At 73.5% G+C, this 16,906-nt stretch carries 17 protein-coding genes and 1 riboswitch; of the genes, 3 read left to right on the top strand and 14 right to left on the bottom strand.

Annotated elements, in window-relative coordinates; translation table 11 throughout:
* Positions 1-110: 110 nt before the first annotated feature.
* Complete coding sequence (locus E6U81_RS15305; RefSeq protein WP_136230645.1) at positions 111-1,280, top strand: steroid 3-ketoacyl-CoA thiolase; 1,170 nt, start codon at positions 111-113, stop codon at positions 1,278-1,280.
* Positions 1,281-1,424: 144 nt separating this feature from the next.
* On the opposite strand, the gene E6U81_RS15300 is transcribed toward E6U81_RS15305, so the two are convergent.
* From E6U81_RS15300 to E6U81_RS15270, 7 genes are all read right to left on the bottom strand, one after another.
* Complete coding sequence (locus E6U81_RS15300) at positions 1,425-1,829, bottom strand: transglycosylase SLT domain-containing protein (protein WP_136230644.1); 405 nt, start codon at positions 1,827-1,829, stop codon at positions 1,425-1,427.
* A gap of 311 nt (positions 1,830-2,140) precedes the next feature.
* The gene (locus tag E6U81_RS15295) at positions 2,141-3,022 is read right to left on the bottom strand and encodes an ECF transporter S component (RefSeq protein ID WP_136230643.1); all 882 of its coding nucleotides are present in this window, start codon (positions 3,020-3,022) and stop codon (positions 2,141-2,143) included.
* A complete protein-coding gene (locus E6U81_RS15290; RefSeq protein WP_136230642.1) occupies positions 3,019-4,959 on the bottom strand; it encodes an ABC transporter ATP-binding protein in 1,941 nt (646 codons plus the stop codon). Before E6U81_RS15290 ends, E6U81_RS15295 begins: the two co-directional genes overlap by 4 nt.
* On the bottom strand, positions 4,956-6,257 hold the full coding sequence (locus tag E6U81_RS15285; RefSeq protein ID WP_136230641.1) for an energy-coupling factor transporter transmembrane protein EcfT: 1,302 nt from the start codon (positions 6,255-6,257) through the stop codon (positions 4,956-4,958). The genes E6U81_RS15290 and E6U81_RS15285 overlap by 4 nt, the downstream gene beginning before the upstream one ends.
* Positions 6,230-6,886: an SCO2322 family protein gene (locus E6U81_RS15280; RefSeq protein WP_136230640.1), complete on the bottom strand. Its 657-nt coding sequence runs from the start codon at positions 6,884-6,886 to the stop codon at positions 6,230-6,232. The genes E6U81_RS15285 and E6U81_RS15280 overlap by 28 nt, the downstream gene beginning before the upstream one ends.
* Positions 6,886-8,160 carry a prenyltransferase/squalene oxidase repeat-containing protein gene (locus tag E6U81_RS15275; protein ID WP_136230639.1) on the bottom strand — a complete coding sequence of 425 codons (1,275 nt, stop codon included), beginning with the start codon at positions 8,158-8,160 and terminating at the stop codon, positions 6,886-6,888. The genes E6U81_RS15280 and E6U81_RS15275 overlap by 1 nt, the downstream gene beginning before the upstream one ends.
* A 128-nt stretch (positions 8,161-8,288) precedes the next feature.
* Positions 8,289-8,369, bottom strand: a riboswitch (cobalamin riboswitch).
* A 98-nt stretch (positions 8,370-8,467) separates the two neighbouring features.
* Positions 8,468-9,517, bottom strand: a complete 1,050-nt coding sequence (locus E6U81_RS15270; RefSeq protein WP_136230638.1) for an MBL fold metallo-hydrolase — start codon at positions 9,515-9,517, stop codon at positions 8,468-8,470.
* Positions 9,518-9,698: 181 nt separating this feature from the next.
* Between E6U81_RS15270 and E6U81_RS15265 the strand changes: the two genes are divergently transcribed.
* Together E6U81_RS15265 and E6U81_RS15260 are read left to right on the top strand one after the other, a co-directional pair.
* Positions 9,699-11,162, top strand: a complete 1,464-nt coding sequence (locus E6U81_RS15265) for an aldehyde dehydrogenase (protein WP_136230637.1) — start codon at positions 9,699-9,701, stop codon at positions 11,160-11,162.
* A complete protein-coding gene (locus E6U81_RS15260) occupies positions 11,162-11,395 on the top strand; it encodes a ferredoxin (protein WP_031146059.1) in 234 nt (77 codons plus the stop codon). Before E6U81_RS15265 ends, E6U81_RS15260 begins: the two co-directional genes overlap by 1 nt.
* Before the next feature lie 57 nt (positions 11,396-11,452).
* On the opposite strand, the gene E6U81_RS15255 is transcribed toward E6U81_RS15260, so the two are convergent.
* From E6U81_RS15255 to E6U81_RS40490, 7 genes are all read right to left on the bottom strand, one after another.
* Positions 11,453-11,824, bottom strand: a complete 372-nt coding sequence (locus E6U81_RS15255) for a VOC family protein (protein ID WP_136230636.1) — start codon at positions 11,822-11,824, stop codon at positions 11,453-11,455.
* Between the two features lie 101 nt (positions 11,825-11,925).
* Positions 11,926-12,972: a TauD/TfdA family dioxygenase gene (locus E6U81_RS15250; RefSeq protein ID WP_136230635.1), complete on the bottom strand. Its 1,047-nt coding sequence runs from the start codon at positions 12,970-12,972 to the stop codon at positions 11,926-11,928.
* 30 nt (positions 12,973-13,002) lie between these two features.
* Positions 13,003-13,998, bottom strand: coding sequence for a ThiF family adenylyltransferase (locus tag E6U81_RS15245; RefSeq protein ID WP_136230634.1), 996 nt, complete (start codon positions 13,996-13,998; stop codon positions 13,003-13,005).
* A complete protein-coding gene (locus E6U81_RS15240) occupies positions 13,995-14,894 on the bottom strand; it encodes a hypothetical protein (protein WP_136230633.1) in 900 nt (299 codons plus the stop codon). The genes E6U81_RS15245 and E6U81_RS15240 overlap by 4 nt, the downstream gene beginning before the upstream one ends.
* On the bottom strand, positions 14,891-16,102 hold the full coding sequence (locus tag E6U81_RS15235; RefSeq protein WP_136230632.1) for an acyl-CoA dehydrogenase family protein: 1,212 nt from the start codon (positions 16,100-16,102) through the stop codon (positions 14,891-14,893). Before E6U81_RS15235 ends, E6U81_RS15240 begins: the two co-directional genes overlap by 4 nt.
* 22 nt (positions 16,103-16,124) lie before the next feature.
* Complete coding sequence (locus tag E6U81_RS15230; RefSeq protein ID WP_136230631.1) at positions 16,125-16,445, bottom strand: hypothetical protein; 321 nt, start codon at positions 16,443-16,445, stop codon at positions 16,125-16,127.
* Positions 16,446-16,643: 198 nt separating this feature from the next.
* Positions 16,644-16,906: hypothetical protein (locus tag E6U81_RS40490; protein ID WP_206309938.1), on the bottom strand; the 263-nt coding region annotated here is incomplete at its 5' end.

The raw sequence follows: 16,906 nt of genomic DNA, 5'->3' as shown, positions 1-16,906 counted from the left end.
TGCGGGGCCCCAGGTCATAAGACTGCGGATAGAACTAGAACGCGTACTAGTTCGGGGCGGGGCGCCGGGACGGCCCGCCGCGCTGGCGCTGTGCAGGAGAGGACGAGCTCATGGCCGCGGAACCCGTCATCGTCGAAGCCGTACGCACCCCCATCGGCAAGCGTGGAGGCGCGCTCGCCAACCTCCATCCCGCCTACCTGCTCGGTGAGACCTACCGCGAACTCCTCGCCCGTACCGGAATCCAGCCGGACTGCGTCGAGCAGATTGTCGGCGGCACCGTCACCCATGCCGGCGAGCAGTCCATGAACCCCGCCCGCAACGCCTGGCTCGCCATGGGACTCCCGTACGAGACCGCCGCGACGACCGTGGACTGTCAGTGCGGCAGCTCGCAGCAGGCCAACCACATGGTCGCCAACATGATCTCCGGCGGCGTCATGGACATCGGCATCGCCTGCGGGGTCGAGGCCATGAGCCGCGTACCGCTGGGCTCGGGCTCCAAGCACGGCCCGGGCAAGCCCTTCCCGGACGAGTGGAACGTCGACCTCCCCAACCAGTTCGAGGCCGCCGAGCGCATCGCCCGCAACCGGGGCCTGACCCGCGAGGACGTCGACCGCCTCGGGCTGCTCTCGCAGGAACGGGCCCAGGCCGCCTGGGCCGAGGAGCGCTTCAAGCGCGAGACCTTCGCCGTGCAGGTGCCGACCACGGAGGAGGAACAGGCCGCCGGCCAGGGCATGTGGCGCCTGGTCGACCGGGACGAGGGCCTGCGCGACACGAGCATGGAGGCGCTGGCCCGGCTCAAGCCGGTCATGCCCACCGCCGTGCACACCGCGGGCAACTCCTCGCAGATATCCGACGGCGCCGCCGCCGTGATGTGGGCCTCGCGCAAGATGGCCCGCGCCCTCAAGCTCAAGCCGCGCGCCCGGATCGTCGCCCAGACGCTCGTCGGCGCCGACCCCCACTACCACCTCGACGGTCCGATCGACGCGACGCGGGCCGTGCTCGGCAAGGCCGGCATGTCCCTCAGGGACATCGACCTCGTCGAGATCAACGAGGCCTTCGCCTCCGTCGTCCTCAGCTGGGCCAAGGTCTTCGACCAGGACCTGGAGAAGGTCAACGTCAACGGCGGCGGCATCGCCCTGGGCCACCCCGTCGGCGCCACCGGCGCCCGCCTGATCACCACCGCACTGCACGAGCTGGAACGCCGCGACAAGGAGTTCGCCCTGATCACCATGTGCGCCGGCGGCGCACTGGCGACCGGGACGATCATCCAGCGCCTCTGACCGCGCCCGCGCGCACACCCCGCGCGCAGGGTGCAAGTGATCCCGTGGGATGGGATGCAGAAGGCCCCGGTGGCCGGACCTGGGGAGGCCGGCCACCGGGGCCTTCGAATGTCTTGCTGCTACTGCTGCAGGCGGTGCCGCGGCTCAGTACCAGTGGTTGGCCTGCCAGAAGTTCCAGGCCTGGACCGGGCTGCCGTAGCGCTCGTTCATGTAGTCCAGACCCCACTTGATCTGGGTGGCCGGGTTGGTCTTCCAGTCGGCGCCCGCGGAGGACATCTTCGACGCCGGCAGGGCCTGGACCAGGCCGTACGCGCCGGAAGAAGAGTTGGTCGCGGTGTGGTTCCAGCCGCTCTCGTGCGAGACGATCTTGTCGAAGGCCGCGAACTGCGCCGGGTCCTTGATCATCTGCTGCGCGATCGCCTTCGCACCCGTCGGGGCGGCCTGCGCGGGAACCGCGGCCAGCATGGAACCGGCGACGCCCAGGGCGAGGACGGAACCGACGAGGGTCTTCTTGGAAGCGGCGATGCGGCGGATGACAGCGTTGGACACGGATGAACCTTCCGAAGGGGACAAGGGCGGTCGCACGCATGCCGAAGACGTGCGTGAGCCACTCACGCGAGGGAGAGGGGTTCGTCGGCGGGGGGTGAAGCACCCCTGCCGCCTTGCGACACATTCAGTTCTACAGACGCCCCGACGCCCTGGCAAAGGCCCCGTCTACTAGCCCGCCTCGCACACCCCGGCCCACCGAGCGCACCTCAAAAGGGACAAGCAGGCCCTTATGGGTCGTCGAAAGGTCTACTACCCACCCTCGTATGTGACCTGGGTCCTGTGGGCCGCCTCACCGGAGACGGCCCCCGAACTCACCCTCGGTGGCCGGACGGGCACCCGTCCGTGGCAGGTTCACGGACGTCCGGGCCCCCGGATGCGAAGGACACGGGCGCATCGAACGCGGCTTTGCGCGTCGCCCGCCGCAACGCCCTCAGCAGTGTGCCGCCGAGCGTGAGTGTCAGGACGACCGTGAGCACCGCCCGGCCCAGGTCCCAGCCCAGCGAGGTCGCCAGGTAGTACGCGACGAACCGCGCCAGGTTCGCGGCCAGCGGCTCCCCCGCATGGAAGGAGATGCCGTCGTTCATGCCCGGGATGATCGTCCACCCCTGCAGGTTCATGACCGCGCCGTACGCGAAGGCGCCCGCGAAGCCGTACGCGGCCAGCATCAGCAGCTCCGCCCGGCCGCGGATCCGCTCCGGGCCCGGCAGCAGGCCCGCGCCCAGCGAGAACCAGCCCATCGTCAGCATCTGGAACGGCATCCACGGCCCGACGCCGCCCGTCAGCAGGGCGGAGGCGAACATCGTCACCGATCCCAGGACGAACCCGAAGCCCGGTCCGAGCACCCGGCCGGCCAGCACCATCAGGAAGAACATCGGCTCCAGGCCGGCCGTGCCCGCGCCCAGTGGTCGCAGCGCCGCCCCGACGGCCGCGAGCACGCCGAGCATCGCCACCGCCTTCGCGTCCATGCCGTTGTCGGCGATCGTCGCCACCACGACGGCGACCAGCAGGGGCAGCAGCGCCGCGAACAGCCACGGCGCGTCCTGGGAGTGCGCGAGCAGCCCCGACTGCCGGTCGGCGAGGAGCGGCCAGCCGAAGGCCGCGATGCCGATGAGGGTCACCAGCGCGAGGGCGGCGGCGGCCCGGGGGCTGATCCGGACCGGGCGTCTCGTCGGGCGGTCCGCCGGGCCGGTCATCGGCCCGCCGCCGCGTCGAGGGCCTCGGCGACCTGGCCCACGGTGAGCCAGTGGCCCGGCGCCAGCACCTTCGCCACCTGCGGCGCGAAGGCCGGTGAGGACACCACGACCTCCGCCGTCGGGCCGTCCGCCACGACCTCCCCGCCCGCCAGGATCACCACGCGGTCGGCCAGCTCGGCGGCCAGCTCCACGTCGTGGGTGGCCAGCACGACGGCGTGCCCGTCGGCGGCCAGGCCGCGCAGGATGTCGATCAGGCGGGCCTTGGCGGCGTAGTCCAGGCCGCGGGTCGGCTCGTCGAGCAGGAGCAGGGCGGGCCGGCCGGTGAGGACCAGCGCCAGGGCCAGGGCCAGGCGCTGGCCCTCGGACAGGTCACGGGGGTGGGTGTCGTCGGGGACGCCCGGCAGCAGCCCGGAGACCAGGTCGCGGCAGGTACCGGGAGCCGCTCCGGCGTCCGCGTCGGCGGCGGCGCACTCGGCGGCGACCGTGTCGGCGTAGAGCAGGTCGCGGGGCTCCTGCGGGACGAGGCCGACATGGCGCACCATCTCGGGCGGCGCCGTGCGGTGCGGGGTCCGGCCGCCGACGGTCACCTCGCCGGTAGTGGGGGCGAGCGTACCGACGAGGGTGGAGAGCAGCGTGGATTTGCCGGCGCCGTTGCGGCCCATCAGGGCGATGGTCTCGCCGGGCGCCACCGTGAGGTCGATGCCCCGCAGCACCTCGGTGCGGGCGCGGCGGAGGCCGAGGTTCCGGGTGCGGGCGGTGTCTTTTGTCGTGTCGCCTGCGGAGTCGCCTGCGGCGGGCTCGGCGGGCTCCGGCCTGCCGCGGCGCAGCAGGCGGCCGAGCAGACCGGGTGCGGCGCCGCTGCCGGGGGCGCCGCCCCCGGACCCCCGCGCCTCAAACGCCGGCGGGGCTGGAATGGCGGACCCCCGCGCCTCAAACGCCGGCGGGGCTGGGACGGCGGACCCCCGCGCCTCAAACGCCGGCGGGGCTGGGACGGCGGACCCCCGCGCCTCAAACGCCGGCGGGGCTGGAATGGCGGACCCCCGCGCCTCAAACGCCGGCGGGGCTGGGATGGCGGGCCCGGTCAGAGGGGGCGAGGGGTTGCCCGGTGCGGAGCCCGCCGCAGGCGAGAGGCGGCTGCGGAGCGGCGCGGCCCGGCGGCGGGCGTCGCGGACCGAGAGGGGGAGCGGGGACCAGCCTGCGAGGCGGCCCAGGGAGACCACCGGCGGGCAGACCGGCGAGACGGCCATCACCTCGGCCGGGGAGCCCAGGACCGGCGCCGCGCCGCGCGCGGGCAGCAGCAGGACGCGGTCGGCGTACTGCACCACCCGCTCCAGCCGGTGCTCCGCCATCAGCACGGTCGTGCCCAGGTCGTGGACCAGCCGCTGGAGGACCGCCAGGACCTCCTCGGCCGCCGCCGGGTCCAGCGCGGACGTCGGCTCGTCCAGCACCAGCACCTTCGGGTGCGTCGTCAGCACCGAGCCGATCGCCACCCGCTGCTGCTGGCCGCCCGAAAGCGTCGCGATCGGCCGGTCGCGCAGCTCGTTCAGGCCCAGCAGGTCGAGGGTCTCCTCCACCCGGCGGCGCATCACCGCGGGCGGCAGGCCCAGCGACTCCATCCCGTAGGCCAGCTCGTCCTCCACCACGTCCGTCACGAAGTGGGCCAGCGGGTCTTGGCCCACCGTCCCCACCACGTCCGCGAGCTCCCGCGGCCGGTGCGTACGCGTGTCGCGGCCCGCGACCGTGACCCGGCCGCGCAGGGTGCCGCCCGTGAAGTGCGGGACCAGCCCGCTCACCGTCCCCAGCAGGGTGGACTTGCCGACCCCGGACGGGCCGACCAGCAGCGTCAGCTCGCCCTCCGGGATCTCCAGGTCGACGCCCGCCAGCGAGGGGGCGGAGGCGCCGTCGTAGGTGACCGACACCTGCTCGAAGCGGATCACAGCGACGCCTCCTTGGGCGGTACGGGTGCCACGAAGGCGGGCAGCAGGCCGATCAGGACCGCGGCCGCCGGCCACAACGGCAGCGCGGGGGCCACCAGCGGGACCACCCCCGGATGCAGACCGGCCGGATCGACACTGCCGGCGTGGATGAGCAGGCCGGCGACGGCCGCCCCGGAACCGGCGACCAGCCAGGCGCGCACACCCCACCGGTCGGGCCGGTAGCGGGTGCGCACCGACCGGCGCCCGCCGAGCCGCAGGCCCGCCAGGGCCAGGGCCGCGCCGATGCCGAGCACGGGCAGCCCATACGCGGCGCCCTGCGCTGCCAGCAGCCCGTACGTGCCGGCGCACATGCCCAGCAGGCCGCCCAGCGTGAGGACGGTGGTGGTGTGCCGGACGGCCGGCGGGACCTCGGCCGTACGGCCGTAGCCGCGGGCGTCCATCGAGGCGGCGACCGCGACCGAGCGCTCCAGGGCGCCCTCCAGTACCGGCAGGCCGATCTGCAGGACGGCCTTGACCCCGCCGGTGGGGCGGCCCCGCAGCCGGCGGGCGGTGCGCAGGCGCACGACGTCGGCGACCATGTTCGGCGCGAAGGTCATGGCGACGACGACGGCCACCCCTGCCTCGTACAGGGCGGCCGGCAGGGACTTCAGCAGCCGGGCCGGATTGGCGAGGGCGTTCGCCGCGCCCACGCAGACCAGGAGCGCGGCCAGCTTGGCGCCGTCGTAGAAGGCGAAGACGAGCTGTTCGGCGGTGACCCTCCCGCCGAACCGGATGCCCTGCGCCCACGCGGGCAGCGGGACCTCCGGGAGGACGAAGAGGGTGTGCGAGCCGGGGATGGGCGAGCCCAGGAGCATCGAGAAGACCAGGCGCAGGCCGACGACGACCAGGCCGAGCTTGAGGAAGGCGCCGTAGGAGCGGGCCCAGGGCGCGTCCGTGCGGCGGGCCGCCACCACGAAACCGGCGACGCCGACGATCAGCCCGAGGAGCAGCGGGTTGGTGGTGCGGGACGCGGCGGTGGCGAGCCCGAGGGCCCACAGCCACCAGGCCCCCGCGTGCAGGGCGGTGGCCCGGCCGGCCTGCGGGGGCCTGAAGCGTTCGTACGCCGACCGGCGCGGGGCGTCAGCCGCCCCGGGCGCGCTCCGCCGGGCCGGGGGCACGTCGCCGGGTGCGGCTCCGGTGGGCGCTCCCGTGCCTGCTCCTGCGGGTGCGGGTGCGGGTGCTGGTGCGGGTGCTCCGGCGCGGAGGGACGTGGGGCGGGACGCGGGGTGGGTCATCGGCCCCGGCGGCGGGACTGCCACACGCCCGCGGCGGCCAGGACGGCGACCGCGGCGATGCCCACCAGCAGGCCGGCGGACGGGCCGCCGCCCGGGGCGGACCCGGACGGCTCGGCGGACGCCTGCGCCGCGCCGGTCTCCGCGATCTGCTCCCCGCAACCGTGCTGCGGGTAGCCCGAGATGGCGCACAGCAGCGCCGCACTGTTGTAGCGCAGCGGCTTCGCGACCGCCGCCAGCGCCTCGGCGGTCGTGGCCTCCGGCGCCACCTGCGCACAGGCCGTGCGCGGGGCCTCCTGCGGGACCACCTCGCCCGACGGGGCGTCCGCCTGCACACCGAAGTCGATGACGAGGGCCACCCGCTTGCGGCCCTCCGCCGGGGCGGTCGCCCCGCACACGGCCTCGAAATCGGCCGCGGCCCGCGGCTTCGCCGCCTCCGTCGCCGCGTCCTTGCTCACCGCGAAGCGGAAGCCCTGGACGGAGCCGTCCGCGGGGCGGGCCAGCGACGGCCCCTGCGAGGCGTACGACCACTGGCCGCCCGCCGCGCCGTCCCAGAACGACCAGTAGCGGTAGCCGGCCGCCAGCGCCGGAGCGGCGGCCAGCAGGGCCAGGACGATGCCGAGGGCGAGGGCCGCGGCGGGCAGGCGGCGGCGCATCAGAGCTGGTTCTTCTTCCGGCGGCCGCTCAGCAGGATGCCGATGCCGATACCGGCCGCGGCGCCCGCACCGATGATCCACCAGAGGTTCTGGCCGCCGGACGGCTCCTCCTTCTCGCCGTCCACCTCCGTCGCGGCGGTGTCCGCACCCTGCGGGGCCGGGCCCGTCGCGTTCAGCGCGGCCACGAGGTCGGTGCCGCCGAAGGCCTTCGGGTCGGTGCCCGTGGCGTGCGCGGCGAGGACCAGGGTGCCCAGGGCGGCCGGGGAGCCCTTGGCCCAGTCGGCGGAGTTGCCCTTCAGCCACTCCAGCGCGCTGGCCGCCGACTGCTTGTGCCCGGCCGCGGCGAGCGCGATCACCGCGTCCGCGGTGTTGCCGGTGTCCGCGGTCGGCTGGTCCGCACCCGGGGTGAGGGCGGTCAGGTGGCCGTCCTTCTTGAGGGCCTCGGCCAGGTGGCCGGCAGCGCCCTGGGCGGCGGCCGCGGCTCCGGCCGCCGGGTCCGCGGCGGCCGGAGCCGGGCAGGCCAGCGCGGTCGCGGGGGTGTCCGTACCGGACGGGACGACGGCCGTTCCCTTGCCGAGGCCGGCCAGCGTCGCCGCGGCCGTGGCGTCGGCGTTGGCGACGAGCTTGCCGCCGACCGGCTGGAACGCGAAGGCGCCCCGGTCCGCGGCCGGCTCGGCGTCGCAGCCCAGCTGGAAGGAGAGGAGAGCCTCGTACGGGGACTTGCCCGCCTTCGACTTCGTCTCGGCCGGCTTCACGCCCGCCGTGGTCAGGGCGCTGATCACGATGGCGGTCGAGTTGGCGTCGGTGCCGCTGTCCATGGCGCCGCCGGGGTTGGAGCTCCAGCCGCCGTCCTCGTTCTGTACGGACTTCAGCCAGCCCACGGCCTTCTTGACGCTGTCGTCGTGGCCGCCGAGGGCGGTCAGCGCCTGAACGGCCGCGGCCGTCGCGTTCGAGTCGATGTACGCCGTCGCGTCGCAGTCCTTGGTGGTGTCCGCGCGGAAGGCGGGGAAGGAGCCGTTCGCGCACTGCTGGCCGACCAGCCAGTCCACGGCCTGCGCCGCGGGCTTGACGCCGACGGTGTCCTGGGCGAGCAGCGCGAAGGACTGCCGCCACACGCCGTCGTAGGTGGGGTCGTTCTTGCCGTAGAGCCCGGAGGGGATGACCGGGGGTGCGGAGGGGGAGGGCGGCGCGGTGTCGGCGAGGGCTGCGGGGGCGACACCCACGCAGAGCACGGCGGAGGCGGCGAGCGCGGCGGCGCTGCGGCGGACGGTCATGGGGGAGGGTGCCTCTCCTGCTGGGGAACCGGGGCAGGCACGCGCGGGCACCGGGCTCCGGCTCCGTTTTCCTCGACGGTGCCGGCCGCCGGGAAGGTCCGGCGGCACGAGCCGCTCACTCCGGTACGGGGCATTCCGGCTCCCCGCCGGGCTGGTGCCGGGGGCGGGTCACGGTTGCGGGTCAGCGCCGGATTCGCACCGGCTTCCCCCCGCGCGGGGCGTGGACGACCGCCTCACTCTACCGGCCCGTAGCTCCCGGGTCCGGGCGGTGTGCGCCGGATCATGCCGGGGCTCCGCCCCTCCGCCGTCACAGCGCCCGGTACGTCACCGGGTCGGTCCCCGGGACCGCCTCGGCGCGGCCCTGTTTCACCAGCCGCCGCAGGTGCGCTTCCGCTTCCGAGACGGCGATGTTGCGGGAGCCGTACGGGATCTGCGCCCAGGGCCGGTTCCACTCCATCCGCTCGGCGAGGCCCCACGGGGTCAGCGGCTCGGCCAGCAGCTCCCACAGCCCCGACAGGCGCTCCTCGTGGTGGTCCAGGAGCTCCCGTACGCGGGCGGGTGCGTCGGTGAAGGCGTGCTGGTGGGCCGGGAGCACCTCGGCCGGTGCCAGGCGGCCGATGCGTTCGAGGGAGTCGAGGTAGTCGCCGAGGGGGTCGGTGACGCGGGTGTCCTCGGGCGCCTCGTAGAGGCCGATGTGCGGGGAGATCCCGGGCAGCAGGTGGTCGCCGGAGAAGAGGCGGCCGTTGCCGGGGAGGTTCGCCGGATGCTGTTCCTCCAGGTGCAGGCAGACGTGGCCGGGGGTGTGGCCGGGGGTCCAGATCGCCCTCAGCCGGCGCCCGGCGAGGGGCAGCAGCTCGGCGGGGACGATCTCCCGGTCGGGGACGGCGGCGCGCAGTCCGGGCAGGGTCCGCATACGGCCGCTCGCGCGGGCGGCGCGCAGCGGGGCGATGTGCTCCTCGGGGGCTCCGGCGGCGGCGAGCTTCGCGCTCATGTAGTCGAACCACACGCCGGGCTCGGAGGAGCGGGTGCGGACGACGACCTCGGTGTCGGCGGCGTGCATGGCGATCCATGCGCCGGACGCCTCGCGGACCTTGCCGGACAGTCCGTGGTGGTCGGGGTGGTGGTGGGTGATGGCCACGCCGTGGATGTCGGCGATCGCGATGCCGAGCACGTCGAGGCCGGCGACGAGGGTGTCCCAGGATTCGGGGTCGTCCCAGCCGGTGTCGACGAGGACCGGGCCGCGGTCGGTGTCGAGGACGTGGACGAGGGTGTGGCCGAGGGGGTTGTCGGGGATGGGCACCTTGATCCCCCACACGCCTCCGCCGTGATCGGTGACCTGTGACGTGTCCTGCGGCATGAGCCCTCCGCCTGTCGGCCGTCCTCGGACGAGAACGCGTTCCAGTAGTAGCCCAAGTCGACCATCTGGGCGGCTTTCTGGCTAGTCGTTGGATCTTCTCCACTCTTCCGTCCTGGCCGTGGACTCCTGGAACTAGAACTGGTATCAGTTCGGGAACGCCAAGCCGCAGGAGGCCTCAGCCATGACGGAGCTCGTGGAACACGGAAAACTGTTCATCGGCGGTGAGTGGACGGATCCGCTGGGCACCGACACCATCCGGATCGTCTCCCCCCACACCGAGCAGGTCATCGGCTCCGTCCCGCACGCCTCCGAGGCCGACGTCGACCGCGCCGTCGCGCTCGCGCGCAAGGCCTTCGACGAAGGACCCTGGCCGCGGATGACGCTGGAGGAGCGCATCGCGGTCGTCTCCCGCATCAAGGACGCCATCGCCGTCCGCCACGAGGAGATAGCCCGTTCGATCAGCTCCCAGAACGGCTCCCCGTACTCCTGGAGCGTCCTGGCCCAGGCGCTCGGCCCGATGATGGTCTACGACGCCGCGATCACCGTCGCGCGCGCCTACCCGTACGAGGAGCACCGCCAGGGCGTGCTCGGCCCGATCCTGGTGCGCCGCGAGCCCGTGGGCGTCGTCGCCGCCGTGATCCCGTGGAACGTCCCGCAGTTCGTCGCGGCCGCCAAGCTGGCCCCGGCCCTGCTGTCCGGCTCCACCGTGATCCTCAAGCCCTCCCCGGAAGCGCCGCTGGACTCCTACATCCTCGCCGACATCGCGCGCGAGGCCGGAGTGCCCGAGGGCGTGCTGTCGATCCTGCCCGCCGACCGCGAGGTCAGCGAGTACCTCGTCGGCCACCCCGGCATCGACAAGGTGGCCTTCACCGGTTCCGTGGCCGCCGGCAGGCGCGTGATGGAGGTCGCCGCGCGCAACCTCACCCGGGTCACCCTCGAACTCGGCGGCAAGTCCGCCGCCGTCGTCCTCCCCGATGCCGACATCGAGACCGCGGTCGCCGGGATCGTGCCTGCCGCCTGGATGAACAACGGCCAGGCCTGCGTGGCGCAGACCCGGATCCTCGCCCCCCGCAGCCGGTACGAGGAGGTCGCCGAGGCCCTCGCGGCGGCGGCCGGCGCGCTCGTCGTGGGCGACCCGCTCGACCCGGCGACGCAGCTCGGCCCGCTCGTCGCGCAGCGCCAGCAGCAGCGCTCCCTGGACTACATCCGGATCGGTCAGGAGGAGGGCGCGAAGGTCCTGGCGGGCGGCGGCCGCCCGGCCGGCCTCGACCGCGGCTGGTACGTGGAGCCCACGCTCTTCGGCGACGTCGACAACTCCATGCGGATCGCCCGCGAGGAGATCTTCGGCCCGGTCGTCTGCCTGATCCCCTACGGGGACGAGGCGGAGGCCGTACGGGTCGCCAACGACTCGGAGTTCGGCCTCAGCGGCAGCGTCTGGACCGGCGACGTCGAGCACGGCATCGACTTCGCCCGGCAGATCCGCACCGGCACCTTCAACGTGAACACCTTCAGCCTGGACATGCTGGGGCCGTTCGGCGGCTACAAGAACAGCGGTCTCGGACGGGAGTTCGGCCCCGAGGGGCTGGGCGAGTACCTGGAGCACAAGATGATCCACCTGCCGGCGGGCTACGAGGCGGGTGCCTGATGGGCGACCGCTGGCAGGTCGAGGTGGACCGGGGGGTCTGCATCGGCTCGGGCATGTGCGTGAACCACGCCCCGGACGGCTTCGTCCTGGACTCGGCGCGCCAGTCCCACCCCCGCAGCCCGCAGTCGGACGCGAGCGAACCGGTCCTCACGGCGGCGGAGGGCTGCCCGGTGGAGGCCATCATGATCACGCTGGCCGTCACCGGCGAACCGGTCTTTCCGCCGGAGGAGTAGGGGAGTAGAGGAGCAGCCGGGGGCGGGGTCGTCGGCCCCGCCCCCGGCCGCTGCCGATCACTTCCGCTCGGCGGCGCTCCGCTCGACGCAGAACTCGTTGCCCTCGGGGTCGGCGAGGGTCACCCACCCGGTGCCGTCGGGCCGGCGGTGGTCGCCGGCGACGGTGGCGCCGAGGGCGAGGATGCGCTCGACCTCCTCGTCGCGGGTGCGGTCCTGCGGCTGAAGGTCCACGTGCACGCGGTTCTTGACGCTCTTGGCGTCGGGAACGGTCACGAACAGCAGCGTCGACCCGGGCGCCGTGACCAGCGCTTCGGGGTCCCCGGGGAAGTCGTCGTCGGCGAGCGAGCCGTCCAGAACGGCGGCCCAGAACTGACCCAGTCGGTAGGCGTCGGAACAGTCAACTGTGATGTGTCGTACGAGAGAAGCCATGGGGCGCACTATCGAACGCGCCAGTGACCGCTGTCCACCGAAAATGGGGGCCGGTCCGGGTCCGGCCGGCCGGGGAGGCCGGGCCGGACCCCGGGCGTCCGTCAGGCCGCAGCCGCCGCTGCCAGCCCGCGGGCGGGCCGCCGCGCGGTGATCGCGTTGTGGCTGCGGCCCTCGCCGAGGTCGTCGAGGACCGGGCGCAGGTCGGCCAGGGCGAAGGAGCGGCGCAGCCAGCGGTCCGCGCCGTCGTAGCGCGGGGTGAAGCCCGTCCGCCCGTGCACCGTACGGCGGTTGTCGAGGATGATCAGTTCGCCGGGCCGCAGCACGATGCCGCGCAGGGAACCGAGTACGGCGTCCTCCAACTCGGCGAGCGCGACCCGGGCCGCCGGGGTGGTGCCGACCGTGCCGTGGAAGTCCACCCGGAGGTCGGGCCGGCCCACCGGGCCGGAGAGCACCGGCACGGGCGGGGTCAGTACCTCCTCGTCCGTGTCGTGGACGAAGGAGGTGCTGAACCTGGTCCTGAACTCCGGCCGGCGCAGGGCGGCGACGGTCTCCCCGTCCAGGTGCGGCAGCACGTCCCCGATCCCGCCGGTCACGGTGGCGGCGCGTCCGTCGCGGTCGCCGCGCAGGCAGATCAGGCTCAGGAAGTGCGGGGCGGCGGGGTGGAAGCCGTCCTCCGTGTGGAGTTCCAGCAGGATGGAGCCGCTGTTCTCCTGGCGTGTCTCGGCCCCGCGCTTGGGGCTGACGTCCTGCACCAGGTTGCCGCTCTTCTCGTCGCTGTACGAGATCGACCGGCCCAGGACCGACATCACCATCAGCTGGCCGAGCGTCGCCACCGGGACCTCGCTCCAGGCCGGCTCGTCCTCCACGCGGTCCGGGGTGGCCGGCAGGCTGCCCAGCGGGAGGCCTCGCAGCAGGAGGGTGCCGGCGGTGTTGCTCGCGTCGCGGAAGGCGATCAGCGCGCGCCGGACCCGGCTGGGCAGGGCCGCGGCGGCGAGTTCCACGGCGTGGAGGAGGTCGGTGCTGTGCAGTGAGTAGTCCGCGTACTGGGCGGCCAGCTTCAGTGCGGCGGCCTCGATGATGTCGGACTCGGTCTCGCTCAGCACGATCCCGGACGGGCGCGCGTCGGCGTACGAGAATTCTTTTCTCATGAGGGCTTTCCTTTCAGCGGGTCGGCTCGGCTATGCGGCCGGGGCGGGACGGCGGCCGAGGCGGTAGACGGCGGCGGGGCTGAAGCCGCGCCAGGCCTGCTCGCGCGGGAGGTGGTTCAGGAAGCGGGCCCGCTCCCAGTGCCGGGCGACCCGGTCCACGACCCGGCGCCCCGGCTTCAGGGCGATGTGGTGGACGTCGACGGCGACGGTGCGCGGCACGTCCTCGCCCGCCACCAGCTGGTTGACCATGTGGACCGCGAGCGAGCCGAACTGGGTCGCCGCCTCGGTGAGTTGCGGCACGCTGTAGTCGGGACGTCCGAGGCCCCTGCGGAGTTCGCGGTACATCTCGCCCGGGATGTGAGACCTGGGGGCGATACGGAAGATCACTTCCCAGGTGCTCAGCACGTCGGCGTCCTCGGCCAGGAGCTGGCCGTCGAAGATCCTGCGGACCAGCCGGTAGTCGAAGCACTGGGCGGCCAGCATGCCGGCCATGTCCCAGCCGGTGACGAGGGGCTTGCGCTGGCGGCACGCCTCCTGGTGCAGGGCGATCTTCGCGCGCAGCCCCGACGGGGTGGTCACGTCGACCCCGTCGATGACGACCTCGGCGCGGCGGACCAGTTCCCGGACGTTGTCCCGGGTGATGCCGACGGGCACCACCTCGGCCCGGACGTGCGGGTTGATGGCGCGCAGGGCGTCGGCGCCCACCTCGGCCTTGTTGCGGCCGAGGTCGTCGACCGTGGCGTTCTGCCGGTTGAGGTTGTTCAGCTCGTAGGTGCCGACGTCCGCGAGGACGAAGTCCCGGTACCCCATGCGGCCCAGGGGCTGCACGGTGGCGCCGCCGATGGAGCCGCACCCCGCGATGAGCAGGGGGGTGTGCCGGATCTGCTCCTGGAGCGCCGCGGGGATCAGGCCGCGGTTGCGCTGGGTGAGGGAGGCGTAGTAGAGCTCCTCGCCCAGTTCGCGCGCTTCCGAGGGGGTGCCCACGTCGGGCGGGCCGCTCGGGTCCGTGCTCATGCCCGTACTCATGTCCGTGGCTCCTTCCGTGCTTCCTGGAACGCGCTCAGCCGGGCCGCGACCGATCCGGTCTCCCCGGAGGCGAGGATCGCGTCGAGGTGGTTCATGGTGGGGCGCAGCGCGTCCCCGTGGGTGAGGACGAAGGGGTACGAGCGCTGCTGCTGGTCCCACATGGGTGCGAACAGGTCGGTGGGGTCGGCCGGCAGTGCGGGTACGTCGAGGGTCCGTGTGCGGAAGCCGAGCATCGCCAGCTGGAGGACGGCCCCGTTCGGCTTGCCGTCGCCGACGATCGCCGCGCCGTCGACGGCCAGCGCCTGCAGACAGCCCTCGGCCCAGCCCCGGTAGACCCACCAGGGGACGGAGACGGCGGCCTGCGAACGGTCCATGGCGTAGTCGCGCATGAGCCGCTTGCCCTCCCAGACCCGGTCCGCCGGGGTGGCCGGGCCGAGTTCGTCGGCGAGCCGCAGGCCGTAGTCGCGCTCCACGACGAACGGCCGGTGGGCGTCGTCGCCGAGGAGGGTGTGCTCGGGGCTGCGGGTGCGGGCCAGGGTGCCGTAGCCGCGCAGCCGCCAGGTGTCCTCCTCCACCACCAGGGTGTGCTGGTCCTGGAGGGCGTGGGCGTCGTACGGCTCGGCGGCGAGGTCCGCGGCGGCGGCGAGCCCCTCGTTGAGCCAGCCCCGCTTGAGGTACTGGGCCAGCCGGAACCGGTAGATGTCGTGGAGGTACGCGGGGGGCAGCTGCGCGCCCCGCACGGTGAGGGTCAGCAGGCCCTCGGGGCTGGCGGAGCGGAACAGCGGTTCGCCGTCCACGCGGCTGTCGAGGTCGGGCAGCCGGATCGCGGCGGTGTCCCGCAGGACGCGCTCCCGGTAGGAGGCGGTGGCGTACCCCGTGGGGGTGGCTGTGGTCACCGGACCTCCGGGACGCCGAACAGCTCGCCGGTGATGACCAGCGCGAGCGCTTCCGGGCTGCCTTCGTAGATGCGGGGGCCGTAGGCGTCGCGCAGGACGCGGTCCATCCCGTCCTCCCGCTGGAAGGCCGCGGCGCCGATGAGGCTCATGGCGGCGTCGGCGTTGTCGATCGCGGCGCGGTCGGCCACCAGCTTCGCGACGGCGGGTTCGTAGGCAGGGGTCGGGATGACGGTGTCGGCCTTCAGCACCGCGTCCAGGTACAGGGCGCGCGCGGCGGACACCCGCGCGGACATGTCCGCGAGCTTGCGGGCGGACATCTGGTGCTCGAAGAGCAGCCGGCCGCCCTGCCGGCGGGTGCCGGCCCACGCGACGGCGCGGTCGAGGGCGTGGCGCGCGATGCCGGTGGCGACCGCGGCGCAGGTGACGCGGGTGAGGTTGCCGATGGCGACGTTGAGGTCCCAGCCGCCGTTCTCGTCACCTATGACGTTCTCTTCGGGCACGCGGGCGTTGTCGAGGATGAGTTCGCCGGCGGGGGCGGTGCGGTAGCCCACCTTGTCGTGGATCTCGCCGCGGGTGACGCCGTCCTGTTCGAGCTCGGTGACGAAGCAGGTCAGTCCGGTCGAACCGGGGGCGCCGTCCAGGTTCGCCATGACGGTGGCGTACGTGGCGACGGGGGCGTTGGTGATGTAGCGCTTGGTGCCGGTCAGCAGGTACTCGCCGCCGGACCGGCGGGCGACCGTCATGTCCTGGGCGTGGGCCGCCTGTTGCGGCAGGACCAGGTCGGTGCCGTTGCGCTCCTCGGCGACCGCGTTGCAGGCGAGGACCGGCTCCGGGCCGAGGAAGGCGGGGAGGTACTTCTCCTGGAGGCGCGGGTTCTCGCAGATCAGCAGCGGGGTCTGGAACAGGCCGGTGGCACCGAAGACCAGGGCCATGCCCGGGTCGGCGGAGGCCAGCTCCTCCAGGGTCAGTGCGATGGCGAGCTGGCTCAGCCCGAGGCCGCCGAAGTCGCGCGGGATGGCCATCCGCAGCAGGCCGAGCGCGTGGCCCTGGCGGACGGTGTCCCAGTCGATCTGGCCCTTCTCGATCCGGTCGCGCTCGGCGGCACCGGGGGCGACCTCCTCGCGGGCGAAGGCGACGACCTGTTCCAGGAAGGCGGCCTCGACGGAGTCGAGCAGCGGGTGGGCGGCGGGGTTGTGCGCGTACGTCATGGTGGTTCCTTGTCCGATGGGGTCAGTGCTGGATGGCGAAGGTCGTCAGGGCCTGCCCGACGGCGAACGTCTGCATGACCGGGCCATGGGCGGCGACGCGGCGGCTGGTGACGGTCCGCAGGAAGGTGCGGCGTCCCGCGGTCAGGGCGTCGAGGTCCGCGGAGGCGATGCGGAACACGTGGGTGGGCTTCGCGTCGGTGAGGGCGCCCCGGGGGTCCAGCGTGAATTCGGCCGCGGGCTCGGTGACCACGAAGCGGACTGTGGCACCCGCGGCCTCCCAGGCGGGAGCGGACTGCGCGGCGGCGGCCAGCGCGGTCGGGATTTCTTCGGACGAGAGGGCCATGCGGATTTCCTTCGCGTTCGGGGTCGAAATGGTGTGTGAGTGCCGGACGGCGGGCCGGTGAGCGCAATGTGCGGCGAATCTGCGGGGTTACCGTCGGAAACATGATCCGTGGGGAATGAAAGCGTTTCCGAAGGGGAGCCGGGTGGATTCGGCTCGGGCTTCTTCGTTCGCGGCGCCGGCCGTGCGGTGATCATCAAGCTACAGATATTCCTGATGCCTTGTCCAAGAATTCAATTGCCGCTCCATGCGAATGGAACGGACGGTCCAGCGGGCGGTAATCGGCCGTCCATCGGAGGCTGGAAACGGCTGGTGGAACGGAATGCGCGGCCACTCGCGGGGCGTCGTGCGCAAGGTTTCCGGAAAACGCGAAGTGGGCTTGCAGTCGGGGGTGTCTGCAAGCCCACGTTCAGGGGATGTGTGGTTGTTCGCGGCGGGAACCGGGGTGCGTACGCCGGTTCCCG

This window comes from Streptomyces sp. A0592 (assembly GCF_004795115.1).
Lineage (GTDB): Bacteria > Actinomycetota > Actinomycetes > Streptomycetales > Streptomycetaceae > Streptomyces > Streptomyces erythrochromogenes.
Note: the sequence above shows the minus strand (reverse complement) of the source record. Positions and strands in the feature narration are given on the sequence as shown.